Annotated in this window: 20 protein-coding genes; 7 read left to right on the top strand and 13 right to left on the bottom strand. The window is 51.7% G+C overall.

The annotated features are described in order from the left end of the window. Positions 1-42: 42 nt before the first annotated feature. Complete coding sequence (gene rpoC / locus C7A19_RS06070) at positions 43-4,257, top strand: DNA-directed RNA polymerase subunit beta' (RefSeq protein WP_069361558.1); 4,215 nt, start codon at positions 43-45, stop codon at positions 4,255-4,257. A 157-nt stretch (positions 4,258-4,414) separates the two neighbouring features. On the opposite strand, the gene C7A19_RS06065 is transcribed toward rpoC, so the two are convergent. Beyond that, positions 4,415-4,900 (bottom strand): Rsd/AlgQ family anti-sigma factor, encoded by a 486-nt coding sequence (locus tag C7A19_RS06065; protein WP_069361557.1) that lies wholly within the window; start codon positions 4,898-4,900, stop codon positions 4,415-4,417. A 144-nt stretch (positions 4,901-5,044) separates the two neighbouring features. On the opposite strand from C7A19_RS06065, the gene nudC reads away from it, so the two are divergent. Both nudC and hemE read left to right on the top strand, forming a co-directional pair. After that, positions 5,045-5,815: an NAD(+) diphosphatase gene (gene nudC, locus C7A19_RS06060; RefSeq protein WP_116644445.1), complete on the top strand. Its 771-nt coding sequence runs from the start codon at positions 5,045-5,047 to the stop codon at positions 5,813-5,815. Between the two features lie 217 nt (positions 5,816-6,032). Then, positions 6,033-7,097 carry a uroporphyrinogen decarboxylase gene (hemE, locus tag C7A19_RS06055; RefSeq protein ID WP_069361547.1) on the top strand — a complete coding sequence of 355 codons (1,065 nt, stop codon included), beginning with the start codon at positions 6,033-6,035 and terminating at the stop codon, positions 7,095-7,097. Between the two features lie 42 nt (positions 7,098-7,139). Here hemE and C7A19_RS06050 read toward each other — a convergent pair whose 3' ends face one another. Together C7A19_RS06050 and C7A19_RS06045 are read right to left on the bottom strand one after the other, a co-directional pair. Then, positions 7,140-7,727 carry a uracil-DNA glycosylase family protein gene (locus C7A19_RS06050; RefSeq protein WP_116644444.1) on the bottom strand — a complete coding sequence of 196 codons (588 nt, stop codon included), beginning with the start codon at positions 7,725-7,727 and terminating at the stop codon, positions 7,140-7,142. Next, positions 7,728-8,633, bottom strand: coding sequence for a D-2-hydroxyacid dehydrogenase (locus tag C7A19_RS06045; protein WP_116644443.1), 906 nt, complete (start codon positions 8,631-8,633; stop codon positions 7,728-7,730). Between the two features lie 91 nt (positions 8,634-8,724). Here C7A19_RS06045 and C7A19_RS06040 point away from each other — a divergent pair, with 91 nt between their 5' ends. Then, positions 8,725-9,315, top strand: a complete 591-nt coding sequence (locus C7A19_RS06040; RefSeq protein ID WP_116644442.1) for a DUF416 family protein — start codon at positions 8,725-8,727, stop codon at positions 9,313-9,315. Positions 9,316-9,360: 45 nt separating this feature from the next. Here C7A19_RS06040 and C7A19_RS06035 read toward each other — a convergent pair whose 3' ends face one another. Then, on the bottom strand, positions 9,361-10,449 hold the full coding sequence (locus tag C7A19_RS06035; RefSeq protein WP_077486498.1) for a hemolysin family protein: 1,089 nt from the start codon (positions 10,447-10,449) through the stop codon (positions 9,361-9,363). A gap of 223 nt (positions 10,450-10,672) precedes the next feature. Between C7A19_RS06035 and hupA the strand changes: the two genes are divergently transcribed. Continuing rightward, a complete protein-coding gene (hupA, locus tag C7A19_RS06030; protein ID WP_046074522.1) occupies positions 10,673-10,945 on the top strand; it encodes a nucleoid-associated protein HU-alpha in 273 nt (90 codons plus the stop codon). A gap of 59 nt (positions 10,946-11,004) precedes the next feature. Next, positions 11,005-11,679: a DUF1481 domain-containing protein gene (locus C7A19_RS06025; protein ID WP_102504545.1), complete on the top strand. Its 675-nt coding sequence runs from the start codon at positions 11,005-11,007 to the stop codon at positions 11,677-11,679. Positions 11,680-11,723: 44 nt separating this feature from the next. Here C7A19_RS06025 and purD read toward each other — a convergent pair whose 3' ends face one another. Then, positions 11,724-13,010, bottom strand: coding sequence for a phosphoribosylamine--glycine ligase (gene purD / locus C7A19_RS06020; protein WP_116644441.1), 1,287 nt, complete (start codon positions 13,008-13,010; stop codon positions 11,724-11,726). Positions 13,011-13,030: 20 nt separating this feature from the next. Next, entirely contained in the window at positions 13,031-14,620 is a 1,590-nt protein-coding gene (gene purH, locus C7A19_RS06015; protein ID WP_116644440.1) for a bifunctional phosphoribosylaminoimidazolecarboxamide formyltransferase/IMP cyclohydrolase, read from the bottom strand. 261 nt (positions 14,621-14,881) lie between these two features. Between purH and zntR the strand changes: the two genes are divergently transcribed. Further along, complete coding sequence (gene zntR, locus C7A19_RS06010) at positions 14,882-15,316, top strand: Zn(2+)-responsive transcriptional regulator (protein ID WP_069361539.1); 435 nt, start codon at positions 14,882-14,884, stop codon at positions 15,314-15,316. A gap of 138 nt (positions 15,317-15,454) precedes the next feature. On the opposite strand, the gene C7A19_RS06005 is transcribed toward zntR, so the two are convergent. The 7 genes from C7A19_RS06005 to aroQ all read right to left on the bottom strand — a co-directional run bounded on the left by C7A19_RS06005 (position 15,455) and on the right by aroQ (position 22,926). Next, a complete protein-coding gene (locus tag C7A19_RS06005) occupies positions 15,455-17,464 on the bottom strand; it encodes an RNA-binding domain-containing protein (protein WP_069361538.1) in 2,010 nt (669 codons plus the stop codon). Positions 17,465-18,029: 565 nt separating this feature from the next. Next, on the bottom strand, positions 18,030-18,326 hold the full coding sequence (gene fis / locus C7A19_RS06000; protein WP_021024113.1) for a DNA-binding transcriptional regulator Fis: 297 nt from the start codon (positions 18,324-18,326) through the stop codon (positions 18,030-18,032). Between the two features lie 22 nt (positions 18,327-18,348). Next, on the bottom strand, positions 18,349-19,314 hold the full coding sequence (gene dusB / locus C7A19_RS05995; RefSeq protein ID WP_069361537.1) for a tRNA dihydrouridine synthase DusB: 966 nt from the start codon (positions 19,312-19,314) through the stop codon (positions 18,349-18,351). Between the two features lie 228 nt (positions 19,315-19,542). Then, entirely contained in the window at positions 19,543-20,430 is an 888-nt protein-coding gene (gene prmA / locus C7A19_RS05990) for a 50S ribosomal protein L11 methyltransferase (RefSeq protein WP_077600652.1), read from the bottom strand. Positions 20,431-20,637: 207 nt separating this feature from the next. Further along, a complete protein-coding gene (gene accC, locus C7A19_RS05985) occupies positions 20,638-21,981 on the bottom strand; it encodes an acetyl-CoA carboxylase biotin carboxylase subunit (RefSeq protein WP_069361536.1) in 1,344 nt (447 codons plus the stop codon). Positions 21,982-21,991: 10 nt separating this feature from the next. Then, positions 21,992-22,444 carry an acetyl-CoA carboxylase biotin carboxyl carrier protein gene (gene accB, locus C7A19_RS05980; protein WP_069361535.1) on the bottom strand — a complete coding sequence of 151 codons (453 nt, stop codon included), beginning with the start codon at positions 22,442-22,444 and terminating at the stop codon, positions 21,992-21,994. Between the two features lie 26 nt (positions 22,445-22,470). Further along, a complete protein-coding gene (aroQ, locus tag C7A19_RS05975) occupies positions 22,471-22,926 on the bottom strand; it encodes a type II 3-dehydroquinate dehydratase (RefSeq protein ID WP_069361534.1) in 456 nt (151 codons plus the stop codon). Positions 22,927-23,100: the final 174 nt, after the last annotated feature.

Genomic DNA, 23,100 nt, shown 5'->3' with positions numbered 1-23,100 from the left:
CGGTCAGCGCCTTTATGGGTCAACTCCTCACAGGAGCCGATTGTGAAAGACTTACTTAAGTTTCTGAAAGCACAACATAAGACCGAAGAATTTGATTCGATCAAAATCGGTCTTGCCTCACCTGACATGATTCGCTCATGGTCGTTTGGTGAAGTGAAAAAGCCAGAAACCATTAACTACCGTACCTTTAAGCCTGAACGTGACGGTTTGTTCTGTGCACGTATCTTTGGCCCGGTCAAAGACTATGAGTGTCTTTGCGGTAAGTACAAGCGCCTCAAGCACCGCGGCGTCATTTGTGAAAAATGTGGCGTTGAAGTTACTCAGACCAAAGTACGCCGTGAGCGTATGGGTCACATTGAGCTGGCTTCTCCTGTTGCCCACATTTGGTTCCTGAAGTCGCTGCCATCGCGCATCGGCTTGCTGATGGACATGCCACTGCGTGACATCGAGCGCGTGCTTTACTTTGAGTCGTACATTGTTATCGAACCAGGCATGACCAACCTAGAGCGTGGTCAGATGATGTCTGAGGAACAATACCTAGACGCACTCGAAGAGTGGGGCGACGAATTTGACGCGCGCATGGGCGCTGAAGCAGTCAAAGCACTGCTGGCGAACATGGATCTGTCGGTTGAGACAGAACAAATGCGTGAGCAGCTCGAAGAGACCAATTCTGAGACCAAGCGTAAGAAGATCACCAAGCGTTTGAAGCTGGTTGAATCCTTCTTGCAATCAGGTAACAACCCTGAATGGATGATCCTGACCGTGCTGCCTGTGTTGCCGCCGGATCTACGTCCATTGGTGCCGTTGGATGGTGGCCGCTTTGCGACATCAGATCTTAACGACCTGTATCGCCGCGTGATCAACCGTAACAACCGTTTGAAGCGCCTGCTTGATCTTGCGGCCCCAGACATCATCGTGCGCAACGAAAAGCGCATGCTGCAAGAGTCTGTGGATGCAATGCTGGATAACGGCCGTCGTGGCCGAGCGATCACCGGTTCGAACAAGCGTCCGCTGAAATCGCTGGCTGACATGATCAAAGGTAAGCAGGGTCGTTTCCGTCAGAACCTGCTGGGTAAACGTGTTGATTATTCTGGCCGTTCGGTGATTACCGTGGGTCCATACTTGCGTCTGCATCAGTGTGGTCTGCCAAAGAAAATGGCACTCGAGCTGTTTAAGCCGTTTATCTACGGCAAGCTTGAGACCCGTGGTCTGGCGACCACTATCAAAGCCGCCAAGAAGATGGTTGAGCGCGAAGAAGCTGTGGTATGGGATATCTTGGATGAAGTCATCCGTGAACACCCTGTCCTGCTGAACCGTGCACCAACGCTTCACCGTTTGGGTATCCAAGCGTTTGAACCTGTGCTTATCGAAGGTAAAGCGATTCAGCTACACCCATTGGTGTGTGCGGCCTATAACGCTGACTTCGATGGTGACCAGATGGCTGTTCACGTACCGCTGACGCTGGAAGCCCAGCTCGAAGCGCGTGCGTTGATGATGTCGACCAACAACATCCTATCGCCAGCATCCGGTGATCCTATCATCGTACCGTCTCAGGACGTGGTACTGGGTCTTTACTACATGACCCGTGAGAAGGTGAACGGTAAAGGCGAAGGTATGTACTTGGCTGGTCCAGGTGAAGCTGAAAAAGTTTACCGTACCGGTCATGCTGAACTGCATAGCCGTGTAAAAGTGCGCATCAAGCAAATCGATATCGATGAGATGGGCGCTCGCACTGAGAAAGTAGAGCTAGTCGATACCACAGTTGGCCGTGCCATGCTGTGGACCATCGTGCCGGAAGGCCTGTCATTTGACTTGGTTAACCAGCCGCTGGGCAAAAAGCAAATCTCTAACTTGCTCAACACCTGTTACCGTAAGTTGGGTCTGAAAGATACGGTTATCTTTGCTGACCAAATCATGTACACAGGTTTTGCTTACTCAGCGCTATCGGGCACCTCTGTCGGTATCGACGACATGGTGATCCCACAAGCGAAATACGATCTGATTGAAGCGGCTGAGAGTGAAGTTGCGGAAATCCAAGAGCAATTCCAGTCGGGTCTGGTGACCGCTGGTGAGCGCTATAACAAAGTGATCGATATTTGGGCGGCGGCGAACGAGCAAGTCGCGAAAGCCATGATGGATAATCTGTCTAACGAGACAGTGATTAACCGTGACGGTGAAGAAGAGACGCAAAGCTCGTTCAACAGCGTATACATGATGGCCGATTCAGGCGCACGTGGTTCTGCTGCACAGATCCGTCAGCTCGCTGGTATGCGTGGCCTGATGGCGAAACCGGATGGTTCGATCATCGAAACGCCAATCACCGCGAACTTCCGTGAAGGTCTGAACGTACTTCAGTACTTTATTTCCACGCACGGTGCGCGTAAAGGTCTCGCGGATACCGCATTGAAGACGGCGAACTCAGGTTACCTGACGCGTCGTCTGGTTGACGTTGCCCAAGACGTGGTAGTGACCGAAACCGATTGTGGTACCGAAGGCGGTATCCACATGATGGCGGTTATCGAAGGCGGTGACGTAAAAGAAGCGCTGCGTGAGCGTGTGCTGGGCCGTGTGGTGGCCGAAGATGTGCTCAAGCCGGGTACAGAAGAAGTGCTGGCACCACGCAATACTCTGTTGGACGAGAAATGGTGTGACATCCTTGAGCACCACTCTGTCGACAAGGTCAAAGTGCGCTCTGTCGTGACCTGTGAAACTGACTTTGGTTGCTGCGCGAACTGTTACGGGCGTGACTTGGCACGTGGTCACTTGGTTAACCACGGTGAATCTGTGGGCGTTATCGCCGCTCAGTCTATCGGTGAGCCAGGTACACAGCTGACCATGCGTACCTTCCACATCGGTGGTGCGGCATCGCGTGCAGCAGCAGAAAACAACATCCAGGTGAAGAACAAAGGTTCTATGCACCTGCACAATGCCAAGTCTGTGACTAACAGCGATGGTAAGCTAGTGATTACCTCGCGTGCCACAGAAATGACCATTGTGGATGAGTTTGGCCGTACCAAAGAGAGCTACAAAGTTCCTTACGGTGCCATGCTTGGTAAGCAAGACGGTGAAGCCGTTGAAGCCGGCGACGTGGTGGCTAACTGGGACCCACACACCATGCCAATCATCACTGAGGTAGAAGGTAGCCTTCGCTTCGTGGATATGATTGATGGTGCGACTATGCAGCGTCAAACGGACGAGCTAACTGGTCTGTCTTCTATTGTGGTTATGGATGCGTCTGAGCGCCCATCATCCGGTAAAGACAAGCGTCCTGCAGTGAAGTTGGTGGATGCTCAAGGCAACGACGTGATGGTACCCGGCACTGATATGCCGGTTCAGTACTTCTTGCCAGGTAAAGCGATTGTTCAACTGGACGATGGTGCAAGCGTTGGTATTGGTGACACCCTTGCTCGTATCCCGCAAGAAAGCGGCGGTACCAAGGATATTACTGGTGGTCTACCACGTGTTGCTGACCTGTTTGAAGCACGTAAGCCAAAAGAGCCTGCTATCTTGGCAGAGATCACAGGTACTGTTTCCTTCGGTAAAGAAACCAAAGGTAAGCGCCGCCTGATTATCACGCCAGAAGAAGGTAAAGCTTACGAAGAGATGATTCCAAAATGGCGTCAGCTTAACGTATTCGAAGGTGAAAAAGTCGAGAAAGGTGATGTGATCGCAGACGGTCCTGAATCACCACACGACATTCTGCGCTTGCGTGGCATTCACGCGGTTGCAGAATACATCACTAACGAAGTCCAAGACGTTTACCGTCTGCAGGGCGTTAAGATCAACGATAAGCACATCGAGACCATCGTGCGTCAGATGCTGCGTAAGGTGACCATTAAGTCTGCCGGTGATACAGAGTTCTTGGAAGGCGAGCAGGTGGAATACTCACGTGTGATGATTGCTAACCGCGATCTGGAAGCGGAAGGCAAGCAGCCGGCGACCTTTGGTCGTGATCTGCTGGGTATCACCAAAGCCTCGTTGGCGACTGAGTCATTCATCTCAGCGGCATCGTTCCAGGAAACGACGCGCGTGCTAACTGAAGCAGCCGTGGCCGGTAAGCGTGATGACTTGCGTGGTCTGAAAGAGAACGTGATTGTGGGTCGTCTGATCCCAGCCGGTACTGGCTTCGCGTATCACAAAGATCGCCAAGCGAAACGTGCCGAGCCAGAGCAGCCTGTGGCACCACAGGTCGATGCTGAGCAAGCCTCGCAAGATCTTGCTGCACTGCTAAATGCAGGTCTGAACGACGACAGCTAAGCGTGGAAGCGTTGATAACATCAACGCCCACAGCGAAATAAAAAGGCACCTCTTCGGAGGTGCCTTTTGTTTATCTGGCGTGTGGGGTTGTCAGTGATGACAGCAACAAAAAAGCCGCCTAGGTTGGCGGCGTTATACGGCTAAACGGTAGGTTGAGTTACGCACCGGGTGGATGAGCAAGGCTGTCGGCAATGACGCGAATCAGGGTATCCTCTAACTCAAAACGCTGCTCTAGCCACTCACCAATCGCAGACATGTCTTGGTCGAAATCCGTGGCGTCATAATCATCATCGTCGAGGTCGACCGCGCTAAATTTATCGTTGTAGTCCAGCAGTGGATCAGTCGTGTCGACAATACGGAAATAGAGGTTGTCTGTCTCTTTGGTGGCAGAGAAGCCTGTCGACTGCCAACGTTCCATGACCATATTATAAATTTTGAAGTGACCGGTGGAGATGTAATCGACTAGGTAGTCACAGAAGCGGTCAAGCTCCGCTTTGGTTGGCAAGGTTTGCTTCTTTTTCGCGGCCACGCCAGCCACATTGTAATATTCCACCAACAGTTGGCGACGTAGCTCGAGCCAGTAATCGATAACCTCGTCGTAACCGCTCCATTGTGCTTTGGTTCGTTCGAGTTGTCTCAGCATGATCGGTATCCTCGTGATCGACCAGCGAATGAATGGCACTATATAAGGCCGGCTGAAAATTAACGGGCTGCTCAATCCTTTGCATCACGTTATAAAGCTAGATTGCCAGTATTCAAGTATAGCTGCAAGGCTAAGGAAGTGACCATGTCTCAGAATCAACAAGCCGTCTATGTGTGCGCGATGACCAAGGGCAAACTTTGGCTACCAGAGGGTGAGCTGCCATGTATCCCCTTGTCGCAGTTGCCCTTTTCCGGCGGTGATATGGTGACTGTCGGTCACTATCAGCAGCTGCCTGTAGTCGGGGTATTTAATTGTAACCCGGTGCTTCCGGATGATGAGATGGCCGGTTTACGAGACTTACTCCCCAGCCTGTCAGCCGACTTGTTTGCATTAGTGGGGCGTGTGGTTCAGCTCGATTATATGCGCCAGCAGCAAGCGTATTGTGGTCGCTGTGGTCAGCGCACGGAGTTTAACGCTCAGGCGATAGCGATGCGGTGTGCCAACTGTCAGCGTCACGATTATCCGCGTGTGTCGCCTTGTGTGATTGTGGCGGTACGTGATGATAAGCGGTTACTACTCGCACAACATCCAAGGCATAAAACGGGGATGTACACCGTGATTGCTGGGTTCGTCGAGCCCGGAGAAACACTCGAACAGTGTGTGGCGCGTGAGGTCGAGGAAGAGACGGGCATTCGTGTTAAAAATATCCGTTATATGGATAGCCAGCCTTGGGCGTTTCCCTCCAATCTGATGATGGGCTTCTTGGCGGACTATGCGGACGGTCAGCTAAGGCCAGATTATGAGGAATTGACGGATGCACAATGGTTTGACTGCGACGCCCTACCGCCAGTCGCGCCTAAAGGCACCATTGCTCGACGTCTTATTGAGGCCAGCTGCACCTTGGCACAGGCATAAAAAAACCCGGCCGTAGGGGAGCCGGGGTAAGATGCGAACATGTTGTCTTTCGTAGACCTATTGTCGTTATAGGTTGGTTGTAACATGTGGTTAAATGATCAGCAATCCTTTGCCGTCCCTAGGTGACAGTTTTATGATCCTGTTAACAAAGCTTGGCTGTTGTTGCTGTCGCACAGTGATACAATGAGCGCCACTATTCGCATACAGGTTTAACACAATGACCGAATTAAAAAACGATCGTTATTTACGCGCCCTCTACAAGCAACCAGTCGATTGCACGCCGGTATGGATGATGCGTCAAGCGGGTCGTTATCTGCCGGAGTATCGTGAACTGCGCGCGCAAGCGGGGGACTTTTTGTCATTGTGTAAAAACGCCGAGCTGGCTTGCGAAGTCACCATGCAGCCACTGCGTCGTTTCGATTTAGATGCGGCGATCTTGTTCTCAGACATCCTCACCATTCCTGATGCGATGGGGCTCGGGCTGTACTTTGAAACGGGCGAGGGCCCCAAGTTTTCCCGCCCCATCACCTGTAAAGCTGATGTGGATAAAATTGGCATGCCCGATCCCGAAGGGGAGTTGCAGTATGTGATGAACGCTGTGCGTACCATCCGTCGCGAGTTAAATGGTGACGTGCCCTTGATTGGTTTCTCGGGGAGCCCGTGGACGCTGGCGACCTACATGGTGGAAGGGGGGACCTCAAAAGCCTTTACCAAAATCAAAAAGATGATGTATGCCGAGCCTCAAACGCTGCATGCCTTGCTCGATAAACTTGCCGATAGCGTGATCAGCTATTTGAATGCCCAAATTAAAGCCGGCGCTCAGTCGGTCATGGTGTTTGATACCTGGGGGGGCGTGCTCACGCCACGCGACTATAACGACTTTTCTTTGCAGTATATGCAGAAAATCGTGGATGGTCTTATTCGCGAAAACGACGGTCGTCGTGTTCCAGTGACGCTGTTTACCAAAAATGCCGGCATGTGGTTAGAGCGTATTGCGGCCACAGGGTGTGACGGTGTGGGGCTTGATTGGACCATTAACATCGCGGATGCCAAAGCGCGAATTGGCGACAAAGTGGCGCTGCAAGGCAATATGGATCCATCAATGCTCTATGCGAGCCCAGAACGCATTCGCCAAGAAGTTTCCACCATCCTAGAAGGGTTTGGCGAAGGCACGGGCCATGTGTTTAACCTTGGACATGGCATTCATTTGGATGTGCCGCCAGAAAACGCAGGTGCCTTCATTGATGCGGTGCATGAACTCTCGCGCCCTTACCACGATTAGTAAAACACGCTCGCCAGTTGGCGAGCGTTGTTCTTTTTAGCCTCAATCGTATAAAGCCTGTTGAACGTGATAGCGCATGGCGGGCACCACCTCCTCTTCAAACCACGGATTGCGACGTAACCACAAGGTGTTTCTGGGGGAAGGGTGAGGCAGCGCAAAGGTGTGAGGCGCCCACTTTTGCCAGTGCTTGACGGTCTCGGTCAATGTTTTTGGTTTATTGGCTAAATAGTACCGCTGTGCATATTGGCCAATCAGCAAGGTTACCGCAACGTGAGGAAGATGCGCTTTGATTGCCTGGTGCCAAACAGGCGCGCAGATACGTGCCGGCGGCAAATCGCCCGATTGACCTTTGCCGGGATAACAAAAACCCATGGGCATGATGGCAAATAAATCTGGCTGGTAAAACTGCTCGCGAGTGACCCCCAGCCATTCCCGCAAACGATCACCACTAGGGTCATTAAATGGCAGCCCACTCTCATGCACACGTTGTCCTGGTGCTTGGCCGATAATCAGTACTCGCGCGTTAGCACTGGCTTGGATAACAGGGCGAGGTCCATCGGATAGCCAGTGTTGGCATAACCGACACGCTCGGGCCGCGGCTAAAGCCGTGTCTAAATCCTCGAAAAGCATCTAGTAACCTTTGTCAAAATCGACTGAGTGCATGAGCGGTTCGCCTGCATGCCAGCGGCGATAGTTATCGGCAAATAGCGCAAACACCTGCTCAGGAAAACTGACCGCCGCAATATGGGGAGTCACTCTCACGTTGGGGTGTGTCCAAAAGGGATGCTGCTTCGGCAGTGGCTCTTGTTGCATTACATCCAAGACCGCCAGGCGTAGTTTTTTGTTGTCTAAAGCGTCGAGCAGGGCGAGCTCATCCACGGTCGCGCCACGGCCAACGTTAATAAACAAGAGATGTTGCCCATGCTGCCAAAAAACTGCATTCAGGCATTGGTATGTGGCTGGCGTCGCGGGCAAGGTACTGACCAAAACATCTACCTCGCCCAAGCGTTGCTGTAATGCTGGCAGCGTCAGTGTGTGATCAAAACTATCGACGGGCCGCCCATCTTGGTTGACGCCAAGTACGGTCATGCCAAAGGCGTGTGCGACGGTCGCGATATGCTGGCCAATCGCCCCTGTGCCTAAGAGGGCGAGCGTTTGTCTTCGCAACGACTGATAGGGCTGAGGCTGCCAGCAACGCTGTGCTTGCTGTTCGGCATACTGGCTTATATGCCGGCTTTCATTGAGCACAAACCCGAAGACATATTCGGCCATCAATGCGCCGAAAATACCGCGCACATTGGTGAGCTGATAGTCGCGGAAAGGGGCTTTAATCAGGGCATCGGTACCGGCAAAGGTCGACTGAAGCCAACGCAATGCCTTGGCGTTGGGTAATAGCGGGGCCGCAAGCGGCGGATCGGCCAACCAGATACTGGCCTCCTCTGCGGATGAGGTGATAGCGAGATCGGGAAGTTGAGCCGTTTCAAGCAACTGGTGATACGTCTCGACATGCTCGCTGATAACGTAGATTTTATCCACAAAGGCTCCTTTTTATGGTGGGGGGAATCAAGTACACTGGCCGCATTCCATGAGGACAACATACCTTCCCGATATTAAAGACTCACTGACTATGTTACGAAACCCTTTACAACTGCGTTTGGAAAAATGTGAAAACTGGCAGCACATTAGTTTTATGGCTGCGCTGGTGGAACGTATGGTCCCTAACTATGCGCTCTACTGTGCCCAAACTGAATTTGCCGACCCGCAAGCGTTTCGCAATATTCTCGATGCGGTATGGGAATCGCAGACGGTTAAAAGTGCCAAAATTGACTTCGAACGACAATTGGAAAAGCTAGAGCCATTAATTCCGGTCGCTGATGAGGATGCCATTTATCTGACTTATCCGGCGATTGATGCCTGCATCGCCTTGTCTCAGCTTCTTCACGCTTTGTTAGATCGTGATGAAATCTTGCCCATTACATTAAAAGTTTCTCAGCAGTCGGTCCTCAGCGTAGCGCAGCTTGAAGAAGCGCAGACCGGTGAGGCGGTGACGGATGAGAATCAAAAGAGGTTTGAAGCGGTTTGTGAAGAGTGGGATGCCCAATGGGCGATTTTCCGTGTGCTAAAAAGTGCGGAAAGCCGTGATGTGGAGATGATCAAAAGCATCCGCCAAGAGCTGCGTGAGGCGGGCGTCAGTAACCTTGGATTAGGTGTCGAGTAAGCACGCGTCACCCGATAAAAAGGCGGCGCGAGCCGCCTTTTCTGATCATGACTCATCCGTATGTCGCTGGACCGGTGGTTCATCGTCATCTTGGCTTTCAATCATGTTGTGCTGCTTCTTCCATGCATCCCAACGTTGATACGCGAGCTGTTGCATATCAGTTACCGTGTCTGCCTCATCGATAATTTCTCGCCCGGTTAAGTACTCAAACACATCCTCCAAGGTGATAATACCTTGCACCGTGCCATATTCATCGACAATCATCGCCAACTGAGCGCGGCGGATCATTAAGATATCAAACGCTTGCAAAACACTGTTCCCGGGAAGGATCACCGCGAGGGGGCGCATGAGATTGCCTATCGGCGTTTGGCCTGCGCCTTGGGTTTTGGCTTCATAGATATTGGACTTGTGGACAAAGCCTAGAATATCGTCACGCTGTTCACCGTAAACCAGTGGGCGAGAGAACGGGCAGTCACCGTGCTCGTCAAGGAAGGTATTCACATCCATCTCGGCAGGAATGCGAAACAGGACCGGGCGCGGTGTCATCAGCTGTGTTGCGGGCAGGTCACGTAACTTCAGCATGTTATGAAGCATTTGTGTTTCGTCTTCCCCCATTTCCCCACTTTCTGATGCCAGCATTGCCATCGCTGAGATTTCATCACGTAGTTTAACATGGGTGGTATCCGCGCTGAGCCGCTTGGTGATCTGCTCAGACAGCCAAACGAATGGCGTCAGTGCCCACACCATCCACTTGAGTACCAGTGCCGCGCCAGGGGCTAATTGGGGCCAGAAGTTGGCGCCAATGGTTTTGGGAATGATTTCTGAGAGAAGCAGAATGGCAAGCGTCAATACGGCGGAGAATACGCCGACCCACGCGTCACCAAACACGTGAGCCGCTTGTGCCCCCGCGCCAGCTGCCCCGACTGTATGGGCGATGGTATTGAGGGTTAAAATGGAGGCCAAAGGGCGATCAATATCCTTTTTAAGCGCATTGAGGCGCTCGGCGGCAGGGTGCCCTTGGTGGCGGAGATTCGCAATGTAGCTGGGTGTGATACTGAGCAGTACCGCCTCAAGTACGGAGCAAATGAAGGAGACGCCAATCGAAAGCGAGATAAAAAGAACCAGAATGAGCATAGATTTCCGGAGTTAAAAGCCAATCAACACCCTAAAGATCAGGCCATTGGCGGGCTTTTACAACCATTCAACTGAGAAAAAACGCAACAAATTGTGAGATCGCGCTCAGTTTGTGGTTAAAGAGCCTCCATACAGCCACACTCATCGCCACAAACCTTTGCCAGCCGGGCTTCTTTTGAATTAGAGTGACTTCGTCTCTAAAAAACCTAGAAGGGAAGACATAATGAACAAGACCCAACTGATCGACCTGATCGCAGAAAAAGCGGACCTTTCAAAAGCACAAGCGAAAACAGCTTTGGAAGCGACTTTGGGCGGTATTGAAGGCGCCTTGAAAGAAGGCGAGCAGGTACAATTGATTGGCTTCGGTACGTTTAAGCTTAACCACCGTGCAGCACGCACCGGTCGTAACCCACAAACGGGTCAAGAAATTCAAATCGCTGCTGCAAACGTCCCTGCGTTTGTCGCAGGTAAAGCGTTAAAAGACGCTGTTAAGTAAGCACGCATGCTGATGTCGCCATAGCCTCCCGCTATGGCGTTTTTGTCTCTGAGCCCGCCATGCGCTTTCACCTCTGTATACTTGCCTTAGTGATGGCACTGACAGGCTGTTCTAGTGGTAAGCCGCCAACGCCCGTCACTCATACCACCGCATTCGCCGCGGGCGATTATCGCGCCGTTTATTGGCTAGATAGCCAACAGGGGCAGGTTATCGGCTTAGCGGAGAGAGCGTGGCAAGGCGATTACGGCCAGTACCGCAGCGAATATGCTTGGCGAGCGGGTAGTCTGCGTGCCTTAAAGCGTGAAGGAAAAAAGCGGGTCGATAACCGCTTGGTGCCCTTTTCGATGCACGTACGGTTTGACGCCAATGGTGAGCCGGTGTTCCAGCGCTATCATCAAGGTGATGCGCTGTTGCCTTTAGACAGTGCGACGTTATCCCGCTTGTATCAAGAAGCGAATCACATTGAGCGCCAAGCGCAGGCGCAATTAGCCAACAATGTCTCGGTGCTGCAAGCGCAGCGACAAGGTGAACATTGGGTTGATTGCGACGGCGATCGCCAGCGTTGGGCATTGCCCGAGACGATGACACCGTCTTTGGTGCAACGTATTAACCAGCCTGGCACCTTTGTGATTGCGGGAGGCAGCCCTAGTATCGGTCGCGACCAGATAGACTTTTTGGTGCATGTCGAGGGAGAAAAGCGTTGTTTACAGCGTCCTCGCTTATTGGATGAATAAAAAATGCGCCAACAGGGCGCATTTTTTAAATCATGTTGCGACAATTATGCCGTTTGCTCGCGTGAAACGGCGCGGTGGGCGATGTCACAGCGGTAGAAACAACCGGGCCAATGAATCAAGGCCGCGAGCGCGTCAGCCCCTTGTTTTGCCGTGGTCACATTCTCACCTAATGCGGTCGCACAGAGCACACGTCCGCCAGCGGTCACGATATCACCGTCTTTCAGCGCGGTACCGGCATGAAACACTTTGGCCGTCTCACTATCGGTGGGTAAACCCGTGATGCGATCGCCTTTTCGATACTCACCTGGATAGCCGCCAGCGGCTAAGACCACACCCACGGCTGCACGCGGATCCCAGTGAGACTCGACCTTATCAAGGCGTCCCTCTGTGCCCGCCAAGCAAAGCGCAACCAAGTCAGATTGCAAGCGCATCATAATTGGTTGGGTTTCCGGATCGCCGAAGCGACAGTTAAACTCGATCACTTTTGGCTTGCCATCGGCGGTAATCATGAGTCCCGCGTACAAAAAGCCGGTGTAGGGGATGCCATCTGCATGCATTCCCTCTACGGTGGGCATAATCACCTCGTCCATCACGCGTTGGTGAATCGCATCGGTCACCACAGGGGCGGGTGAGTATGCACCCATCCCGCCGGTATTAAGGCCAGTATCGCCTTCACCGACCCGTTTGTGGTCTTGGCTGGTGGCCATGGGGAGCACATGCTCACCATCGACCATGACGATAAAGCTTGCTTCTTCACCTTGCAGGAACTCCTCGATGACCACGCGGTGGCCGGCTTCACCAAACGCATTGCCTGAGAGCATATCGCGCACCGCCTCGGTGGCTTCTTGCTCGGTCATCGCCACAATGACCCCTTTCCCGGCGGCCAAGCCATCGGCTTTGACCACAATGGGCGCACCTTTTTCCGCGATGTAGGCTAGCGCGGGCTCAACCGTCGAAAAGGTTTGGTAGGCGGCAGTGGGAATGCCGTGACGTGCCAAAAAGTCTTTACTGAAGGCTTTTGAGCCTTCAAGTTGTGCCGCTGCTTGAGTAGGGCCAAAGATAGCCAAGCCGTGTTCACGGAAGGCATCGACCACGCCCAAGACCAGTGGCGCTTCTGGGCCCACGATGGTTAAGCCAATCTGTTGCTCGCGCGCAAAGGCCAGCAATCCCTCAACGTCATCAGCAGCAATGGCGATATTGCTGACTTTTTCCTCGTGGGCGGTGCCGGCATTGCCCGGTGCGCAATATACGATTTCAACGTTTGATGACTGCGCGGCTTTCCACGCCAGGGCATGTTCACGGCCACCGCCACCAATCACTAATACCTTCATATTTTCTCCTTCATACCCACTTAGTGGCGGAAATGGCGCATACTGGTAAAGACCATCGCCATGCCATGCTCATTGGCGGCGGCAATCACTTCTTCATCACGCATCGAACCACCCGGTTGGATCACGCAGGTGATCCCAGCGTTTGCCGCAGCATCAATGCCGTCACGGAAAGGGAAGAAAGCATCGGAGGCCATCACGCTACCGGCCACTTCGAGATGCTCATCGGCCGCTTTAATACCGGCTATTTTCGCCGAGTAGACGCGGCTCATTTGGCCGGCGCCGACGCCAATGGTCATGCTGTCTTTAGCATACACAATCGCGTTCGATTTCACGTATTTTGCCACTTTCCAGCAAAATAGCGCATCGTTTAGCTCTTTGTCTGTGGGCTGGCGCTCAGTGACAATACGCAAATCGTCTAAGCCGACCATGCCTTGGTCGCGGGCTTGGACTAACAAGCCGCCGTTAACCCGCTTGCTATCCCAACCTGTGGTGCGCGTTTGCCATTGACCACACTCGAGAAGGCGTACGTTCTTCTTCGCTGCGACCACCGCTTTGGCGGCATCACTGACGCGAGGTGCGATGATCACTTCAACAAATTGACGTTCGACAATGGCTTGTGCCGTGTCGCTGTCCAGTTCACGGTTAAAGGCAATAATGCCACCAAATGCTGAGGTAGGATCGGTTTGATAAGCACGTTGATAGGCGCTGAGTAAGTCTTCACCGATGGCAACGCCACAGGGATTGGCGTGCTTTACAATCACGCAGGCAGGCTGTTCAAACTCTTTCACGCACTCCAGTGCCGCATCGGTGTCAGCGATATTGTTATAAGACAGTGCCTTGCCCTGTAGCTGGGTCGCCGTCGCCACCGAGGCCTCTTGCGGTTGGGCTTCAGTATAAAACGCGCCTGCCTGATGGCTGTTCTCGCCATAGCGCATGTCTTGCTTTTTGACCCAGTGTTGGGTCAGGGTACGTGGGAATGGCGAGTCTTGGCTGTCTTCGGCGTGATGGTAGGCAGGCACTTGGGTGCCAAAGTAATTCGCAATCATGGCATCGTAGGCCGCGGTGTGCTCAAACGCGGCAATGGCTAAATCAAAGCGCGTGGCATGTGTCAAAGACTGCTGGTGCTGATCCATCTCGGTGAGCACGCGATCATAATCTTGGCTGTTCACCACAATGGTGACGTCGGCATGGTTTTTCGCCGCTGAGCGCACCATGGTTGGGCCGCCGATATCGATATTCTCGATGGCTTGCTCGCGTGTGCAATCTGGGTTGGCAACGGTTTGTGCGAACGGGTAGAGATTCACCACCACCATATCAATCGGTGCGATCTGATGCTGTTCCATCACCGCATCGTCTTGACCGCGTCGGCCCAAAATGCCGCCGTGAATTTTCGGGTGGAGGGTTTTCACACGACCATCCATCATTTCGGGGAAACCGGTATGATCGGACACTTCGGTGACCGCAAGGCCGTTTTCTGCGAGTAAACGGGCCGTGCCGCCGGTCGATAGTAGGTCGACACCGCGTTGGGCGAGTGCTTGGGCAAACTCGACCACACCGGTTTTATCAGACACGCTCAGTAACGCGCGACGAATAGGACGCAGATTTTCCATGGCTTAGTTCTCTTCACTGACAGATTGAATGCTTATCAAAGCTCACTATGTATAACAACAGGGGTGAGCTTTATTAAACCGGCAAGCGCCAAAACGGCGCCATTCTATCTGATTTTGTCTGCGCAATCGATTGCTATTTGCTGATGGCGACATTTTTATTGTTTTTACACCTCAGTGCTTTCTGGTTCTCATGCAACGCTGGTCATAAGGGCCCGCCTTTGCTACAAAAAGAGAGTTCATCCAACATGAAAAGGAGCGGTGATGACCAAGTTGCTGCAAATAGGTGAGCTAGCCAAGCACTGTGGTGTCTCCACCGATACGCTGCGCTTTTATGAAAAATCTGGCTTGCTCGCACCGAGTGCACGCACAGAGGGTGGATACCGGCTTTATGCCGATGAGGCCATTAGCCAAGTGATGTTCATTTTACGCGGCAAAGAGATGGGGTTATCGCTTGATGAAATTCACGAGCTGTCTGACATTCGCGAAGAAGCGACGCTACACACCTGTGCAGAAGTAAAAGGGATCACCCAGCGGCGCCTGAATGAGGTCTCAGAGAAGATAGCCGCGCTTGAGCGGGTCAAGCATGCACTGACACGTCTAAATGCCGCCTGCTGCGGGATGGACGACGATGACGCGACTCATTGCTCGATATTAGAAACCCTGGCGGACAGCGAAGACTCCAACTCATGCTGCTAGGGTGGGGCGCTTTGCGCGCTCATAGATAACAAAAACGGGCTAACCGATTGACGGCTAGCCCGTTTTATCATAACCAAACGAATGATTGATTAGCTCGTGCCATATTGTCAGGTTTCTTGTGTTTGTTTGGCTTTTACCTTAGTCCTCTTGGACTAATGAGGTATAGCCTTGTCTTGGATGATTTTTGTACTGAGGGAAGGCCAGACCAAGCTGCTCATTGTCTACCATAGCCTTAAGGTACTGCTGCCGTATTGATTGTTGGTCTCTATCTAAAATGACAGCTAAGGCAGCGGCGGAAACGTAGTGCCCCTGGCATACATTGGCGATAGCAGAGGTCATCTGTTCTTTTCTGAGACGCTTTTTCTTTCTAGGTGCTTGAGCAAAAGCCATTAGCTCTTCTCTGAGGCTACTGCTCAATTCTTCCACTCTGTCTATAAATGGTAAGTCAAAATGCTCTAGAGCGATGAGACGGCCGTGGTTATCTCTATTTGATGGGGGGGCACTATGTTTGGAGCTCTCTTCGTTATATGTGGAGTTAAAACCGTTATGTGTGGAGCTAGGCTTGTTATATGTGGAGGTTTCGAGAGAGCTTGCAATATTTCTAGTACTAATAGAGGCAAATACTTCGTCTGGAGTAGGTAGCGTTACGCCGGGCAATGTGTAGGTCTTTTGTTTCTGCTCCCCATTTGACACAAGAAACCCTTTAGCTTCTAAACGAGGTAAAGCGAGTGTCACTTCCCTTGAGTGACGAGTTGTAAGCTGACAAGCACGTTCATGATTGATCCACCCTTCCACCGCTGCGGTTGTCACAATGAGTTGTTCAAAGTCATCCAATCTGTTAAAGCTCTCACCAAATTGTTGGTGTAGAAGCTTACGAATGTCATTTGGGATTAAACTCGCTGTAGATAGCTCTAATAATGTTTGAGCCGGCGGCATTTTCTCCCAGAGCTTTGGAGTGCGCCAGTTTACGGATTTCCACCCACTAAAGATTTTTGGCATACCAGAACCCGCTCGTTCGCCTAAGCCTATCAGAAGAAACATCTGATGTAGCAGACGGTTGCGACAATCACTGGTTCCCCCTGCAATTACCTCTTCCAGAGGTATTCGCATTAGACCGGGATTTCGAAAACCGAACATATCCGGCCGTTTGACGACTAAAATAGAAACGCGCTCAGTAAAGTCTGCATGGACGATACAATTGACTAGTGCTTCACGAAGTGCAGTGTGAACAGGCGTATCAGCTTTGCGTTGTCCTTGTTCTAGCGTGAATGGTACTTTTAGTTCGGCTGTAAGCTTTTGGTAGACTTTGCGATAGAAATCAAAAAGGTTGCCTGACCAAGTGCCATCAGGGCAGACACGATCAATCCATCGTAGTTCAGTCTTGGCTTCGGGTCGTTCTTGATAATCGACAAAGTAATTAGGCGCTGCTGCGGTAATAGCTTCCCAATTACCGAACATGAGTATGCCTGCTATGGTGATCCCTTGCTTGCCTGTTTCACGGTCTTTTCGCCATCCACCTATCTTTTTGAATAATTCGAAGAGTTCATATTCAAGATATGGATGCTGGGGACTATGTGCTGCGAGCAGGTTGCGGTAGGTCTTCAAGCTATCAATGCTGATATCATCAGCAAAACTGTAATGATCCGAAAGAACTTCATTGTCGCGACTGTCATAGAGCTGTTCAGCGAGCATGCGCTTGACTGTTTCATCGTCACAGCGACGATCTCCCTCGTGTATACGTAAGTAAGTATTTCCGAAAGGCGTTTTCTTCAGATGAACAGGCTTTTGCTTGCGAGATGCAGGTGGAACGTGAACAGCCAGTACAGGCTTATCCTGTAGCATTACATGTTGTACATCCTGATTGGATATTACATTGCTACTGACCTTGTCGCGATCATTGAGTTGATTGAAAAGGTCTGTTTTCACTTTTTCGGGTTCGCTGACGCCAACAGGAGTGAACTCACCATGTTTTTCTAGAACACCGAGTATAACCCACCCGCCACGGCCGTTGGCCATGGCCGAGTAGGATGACCAGAAGTCTTTGGGCAATGCTCCTTTACCGTCTCTACCGCCAGCCAGTTTGAACTCGACTTGGTCAGACTCAACCAGGGTTTTTAGGTCTAGGATATCCTCGATAGCTATGTTCATTTGCTCGCCGCTGCGTATGGTGGTGTCTGTTCAGCTTGATAAGACTTAATATGATACTGTTTTTTAAAGGCTCGATCTGCTGGTGAAGCAGCAGATTGTATGATCTCTGTCGTTATGACCAACTGAAATAGCTTGCGTGCCACAAGTGATGTTCTTCAAATCAACGATCTAGATTATTCTTTATGAGAGGCTGACAGCGGTCTGAAAAACTTCTGGGAGACAAGGCTAAGCGCAGAGACATGAAACGCCAGCTGAGGTGCATGGAGTTATCTTAAATGGTCAACTTCAGTCTGAGTGTCATGCTTGTGCCTGAATCGCCAATGATTTGTTAGGCAGCTTTTAGTTATCTAAACTCGCTAAAAGAGGTGTCTATGAGCATAAACGTGATCCCGAACCATTAAAAGCCGAAGCAGTAAAACAGTTATTGTAGCCGGTCAGGGTTAATTGGTTGATATGCAAAGCCTTAAGCCTTTATCGAATGGACATGTTAGGGGAACAGATAACAAAAAAGCCGTGTCCCAAGAAGGTGGCACGGCTTTATTATCAAGGATTTATTCCTCGGCAATCAGTTCATGCCGTATTTTTTCAGTTTCTTACGCAATGTACCGCGGTTGATGCCCATCATGGTGGCTGCGCGGGTTTGGTTGCCGCGCGTGTATTGCATGATGGTATCCAGCAGTGGCTGCTCAACTTCTGCGAGGACAAGCTCATACAGATCGTTGACTTCCTGGCCATTCAATTGCGCGAGGTAGTTCTTCAAGGACGCTTTTACAGAGTCACGAAGTGGCTTTTGCGTAATTTGATCTTGTGAAGTTACAGTCGTTACTGTCAATGTTTCGGAAGTCAGGTTTTGTTCGAACATATTCTGTCAGCTCTTCTCGTATTTATGCAACGTTGTCGAAGTAGCCTTGCAGCGCATCGATCTGCTGTGGTGCATCTTCGATTGCGTTGAAGGTGCGGCGAAAGTCGCCAATTTGGTCATGCTCTTTTAGGTACCAGCCCACGTGTTTACGGGCAATACGTAACCCTTTGAGCTCCCCATAAAACTGATGAAGCTCTTGAACATGACCCAACAAAATCGTCCTAACCTCTTCTAACGAAGGGGCAGGCAAGTGCTCACCTGTGGTGAGATAGTGGTGGATTTCGCGAAAAATCCACGGGCGTCCCTGAGCAGGGCGACCAATCATTACCGCATCCGCACCCGTGTAGTCGAGGACATACTGGGCTTTTTCTGGTGAGTCAATGTCGCCATTGGCAATCACCGGAATGGATACCGCTGCCTTGGCAGCCTTAATGCTGTCGTATTCTGCTTCACCTTTGTACATACAGGCACGCGTGCGGCCATGTAGTGCAAGGGCTTGGATGCCACAATCTTCCGCCATCCGGGCGATCTCAACACAATTCTTATTGTCCGGATCCCAGCCTGTACGTGTTTTGAGTGTCACGGGAACATCCACCGCGTTTACCGTGGCTTTGAGGATTTGTTCAATGAGATCAGGCCGCGTTAGCAAGGCAGAGCCTGCTAACTTTTTGTTGACCTTTTTCATTGGACAACCCATGTTGATGTCAATAATTTGCGCCCCGTTCTCCACACAAAACTGCGCCGCGTCAGCCATAAGCTCGGGTTCAGCCCCCGCGATTTGCACTGAACGCAGACCGGATTCGTCAATATGAACCATGCGCTTTTGCGACTTGCTCGTTCGCCACAACGCCGGATTCGACGACATCATTTCACTGATCGCCATGCCCGCACCATGTGCAAGGCATAACTCACGAAATGGTCTATCTGTCACGCCGGCCATTGGGGCCACGATCAAGGGGACATCCAGGGTGTAGGGTCCGATACGCAAAAGCTCTAAATCCTCTTCAGCCGCTCTGAGTCAGCAAGGGCGCGCATTTTACGCATTTTTTCAGTATCTGAAAAGGACAATATTTGAGCATTGATGGCTTGATTTTTACAGTTCTTTTTGTATCGATGGCGTTTCGCTGATTAATCAAGCAGTTCGGTATGCTCATTAAATAAGCCTGATGCACTGGCGTGGCGAGTGTGTCAGGCTTTATGGGTACCAATGAGCTATTTAAGCAGGTAAATCCCCGCTTATGCGGCACCACTCTTCGCGCTCGACAATCGGGTCGATAGTGAGACTGTCACGGTAATGGTTCGCCACATCATCCGCTTGAGTTTCTAGCACGCCAGACATCGCTAGCTGACCGCCGGGTTTGATCAGGCCTTTGATGACACTCGATAATTCACGCAACGGTCCGGCAAGAATGTTAGCAACCACCACATCGGCTTTGAGATCGGCCGGTTGGTCCTTAGGAAGATAGAGGTGAAGTTGGTCGGCGACACCATTGCGCTCGGCGTTGTCTTTTGATGCCAACAGCGCTTGTGGGTCAATATCAATACCAATCACACGCTCGGCACCCAGTTTAATCGCCGCAATCGCGAGAATGCCGGATCCACAGCCAAAATCAACCACGGTTTTGCCACTTAGATCTAGGCTATCAAGCCATTCCAAGCACAGTGCGGTGGTTGGGTGTGAGCCGGTGCCAAAGGCGAGGCCCGGGTCGAGCATCACGTTCACAGCTTTATCATCAGGCACTTCACACCAGGTTGGACAGATCCACAATCGCTGGCCACATTGAATGGGCTTAAAGTTATCCATCCATGCGCGTGTCCAGTCTTTGTCTTCCAGTTGCTCTACTTTATAGGCAAAGTCATCAGCGAGCAGTGGGCTGGTGCTGATCATGGCCAATACATCGCGCATGTCAGTGTGCGCATCATACAAGGCCATGATATCTGTCTCGCCCCATAAGCGGGTTTCACCGGGTAAGGGCTCAAAAACCGGTGTGTCTTTCGCGTCTAAGAAGGTGACAGACAGCGCGCCGGTTTCTTCCATTAGCAGGTCGCCAATCGCTTCGGCGTTATCAGACGTCGCATTCAATTTGAGTTGGATCCAAGGCATGGTGAGTCTCGTGTCGGAAAAGGAATACGGCGATTTTACCAGATCCGTACTGTGCTCGCTGCACAAGATGATGACAGCATGATGAGCATTGAGGGTGGGTGGGATTTTTTGCCAGTTAGCGCGGGTTTTATGCAAAAAACCGCCGATTAACGGCGGTTTGGTTGCTAACGTTGATGGCATGACCATCGGTGATGGCCAGCGGCATGATTATGACAAGCCGAGTTTCTTCTCGAGATAATGAATGTTGGCACCGCCGTGTTGGAAGTGCTCGTCATTCATAATATCGAGCTGGAGAGGAATGTTGGTTTTAATCCCATCAATCACGGTTTCCGCGAGGGCATTACGCATGCGCGCAATGGCGACATCGCGGTTCTCTCCGTAACAGATAAGCTTGCCGACCATGGAGTCATAGTGGGGCGGTACTTGATAGCCCGCGTACACGTGTGACTCCCAACGCACGCCCATTCCGCCTGGTGAGTGGAAGCGTTCAATTTTGCCTGGGCTCGGGATAAAGCGCTCTGGATCTTCAGCGTTGATCCGGCATTCCACCGCGTGGCCGCGAATTTGGATGTCGTCTTGGGTGAACGACAGTGGCTGACCCGCCGCAATGCGGAGTTGTTCTTTGACCAAGTCGACGCCAGTCACCATTTCGGTAACGGGGTGCTCGACCTGGATGCGAGTGTTCATCTCAATAAAGTAGAACTCGCCGTTTTCATATAAGAACTCAAAGGTACCTGCGCCGCGATAACCGATCTCAACACATGCGCGGCAGCAGCGCTCGCCAATGAATTTACGCATCTCTGCGGTAATACCAGGGGCTGGCGCTTCTTCAACCACTTTTTGGTGACGGCGCTGCATTGAGCAATCGCGTTCACCCAGGTGAATCGCCCCGCCTTGACCGTCGGCCAAGACTTGCACTTCAACATGGCGAGGGTTCTCAAGGAATTTTTCCATGTAAACCATGTCGTTGCTAAATGCAGATTTGGCTTCGGCGCGGGTCATGGCAATCGCATCGATAAGCTCTGCTTCAGAGCGCACCACGCGCATCCCCCGGCCACCGCCGCCACCGGATGCTTTGATGATCACCGGATAGCCAATACGTTTGGCAATGGTTTTGTTTTTTTCCTGATCGCTACCCAGCGGGCCATCTGAACCCGGGACACAGGGCACCCCTGCTTTCTTCATCGCTTCAATCGCCGATACCTTATCGCCCATCAGGCGGATGGTCTCGGCTTTGGGGCCGACAAAGACAAACCCTGAACGCTCAACCTGCTCGGCAAAATCAGCGTTTTCGGATAGGAAGCCGTAACCGGGGTGAATGGCCACCGCGCCGGTAATTTCAGCGGCGCTGATGATGCGAGGAATATTCAGATAGCTTTGGTTACTCGGTGCAGGGCCGATACAGACGGTTTCATCGGCGAGCAACACGTGTTTAAGATCGCGGTCAGCGGTCGAGTGCACCGCGACGGTTTTAATCCCCAGCTCTTTGCACGCACGCAAAATGCGCAATGCAATTTCACCGCGGTTAGCAATTACAATTTTATCTAACATGCGCCCTCGCTTATTCGATGATCACGAGTGGTTCGTCGAATTCAACGGGCTGACCGTCTTCACAGAGAATCGCTTTGACCACACCGCTCTTGTCGGCTTGGATTTGGTTCATCATCTTCATCGCTTCGACAATACACAAGGCGTCGCCCTCTTGCACGTGGCTACCGACTTCGACAAATGCGGCCGATTCTGGGCTTGGTGCACGATAGAAGGTACCGACCATCGGTGAAAGCACTTGATGCCCGCTCGGTTGCGGTGCGCTTGCAGGTTCGGCGGCCGGCGCTTCAGGCGCGGCGGGTGCCGGGGCGGGTGCCGGTGCGTATTGTGGCGCAGCCATTTGCGCAGGCGCCGCTGGGGAAGAGCGGCTGATACGAACTGACTCTTCGCCTTCGGCAATCTCTAGCTCAGAGATGCCTGACTCTTCAACAAGCTCGATCAGTTTCTTAATCTTACGGATATCCATGATAGGTCTCTTCTTTATGTTTTGTTTTACTCAGCCGCAAACGCCAAATGACGCGCGGCCGCTGTTAAGGCGAATTCATAACCATCAGCACCAAAGCCGCTGAGCACCCCGACAGCTTTATCCGAAAAGTACGAGTGATGCCGGAAGGACTCACGTGCGTAGACATTCGACAAGTGCACTTCGATAAAAGGGATGTCGACCCCTAATAGGGCGTCACGCAGGGCGACAGAGGTATGGGTCAGCGCTGCTGGGTTGATAATGATAAAGTCCACGGTCTCCATGGCTTGGTGGACTTTATCGATGAGGCTAGCTTCGCTATTGGATTGAAAGTGTTCAAGACTGAGACCCAAGGTAGCGGCTTGTGCCTCTAAACCCGCCATGATTTGGCTCAGGGTCTGGGCGCCGTAATGCTCGGGCTCACGCTTGCCAAGCAAATTGAGGTTTGGGCCATTTAAAACTAAAACTTGGTTTTTTGTAGACATCTTGACGCTTACTTCTCCTATTCGCTGTTATTGTGCAGCTTAATGCGGATTCCAGCCGGTGGGCATGTTATGACGGCGCATACCATGCAAATTTGTCCTTACTGACAGCAATTATAGAGACTTCAGCGCAAATCGCAGCAAAATACTGGTCTAATCAGCACACTTTGTCCTTTT

This window comes from Salinivibrio sp. HTSP (assembly GCF_003390965.1).
Classification (GTDB): domain Bacteria; phylum Pseudomonadota; class Gammaproteobacteria; order Enterobacterales; family Vibrionaceae; genus Salinivibrio; species Salinivibrio kushneri.
The sequence above is the reverse complement of the archived record's forward strand: the minus strand, read 5'-3'. Positions and strand labels throughout refer to the sequence as shown.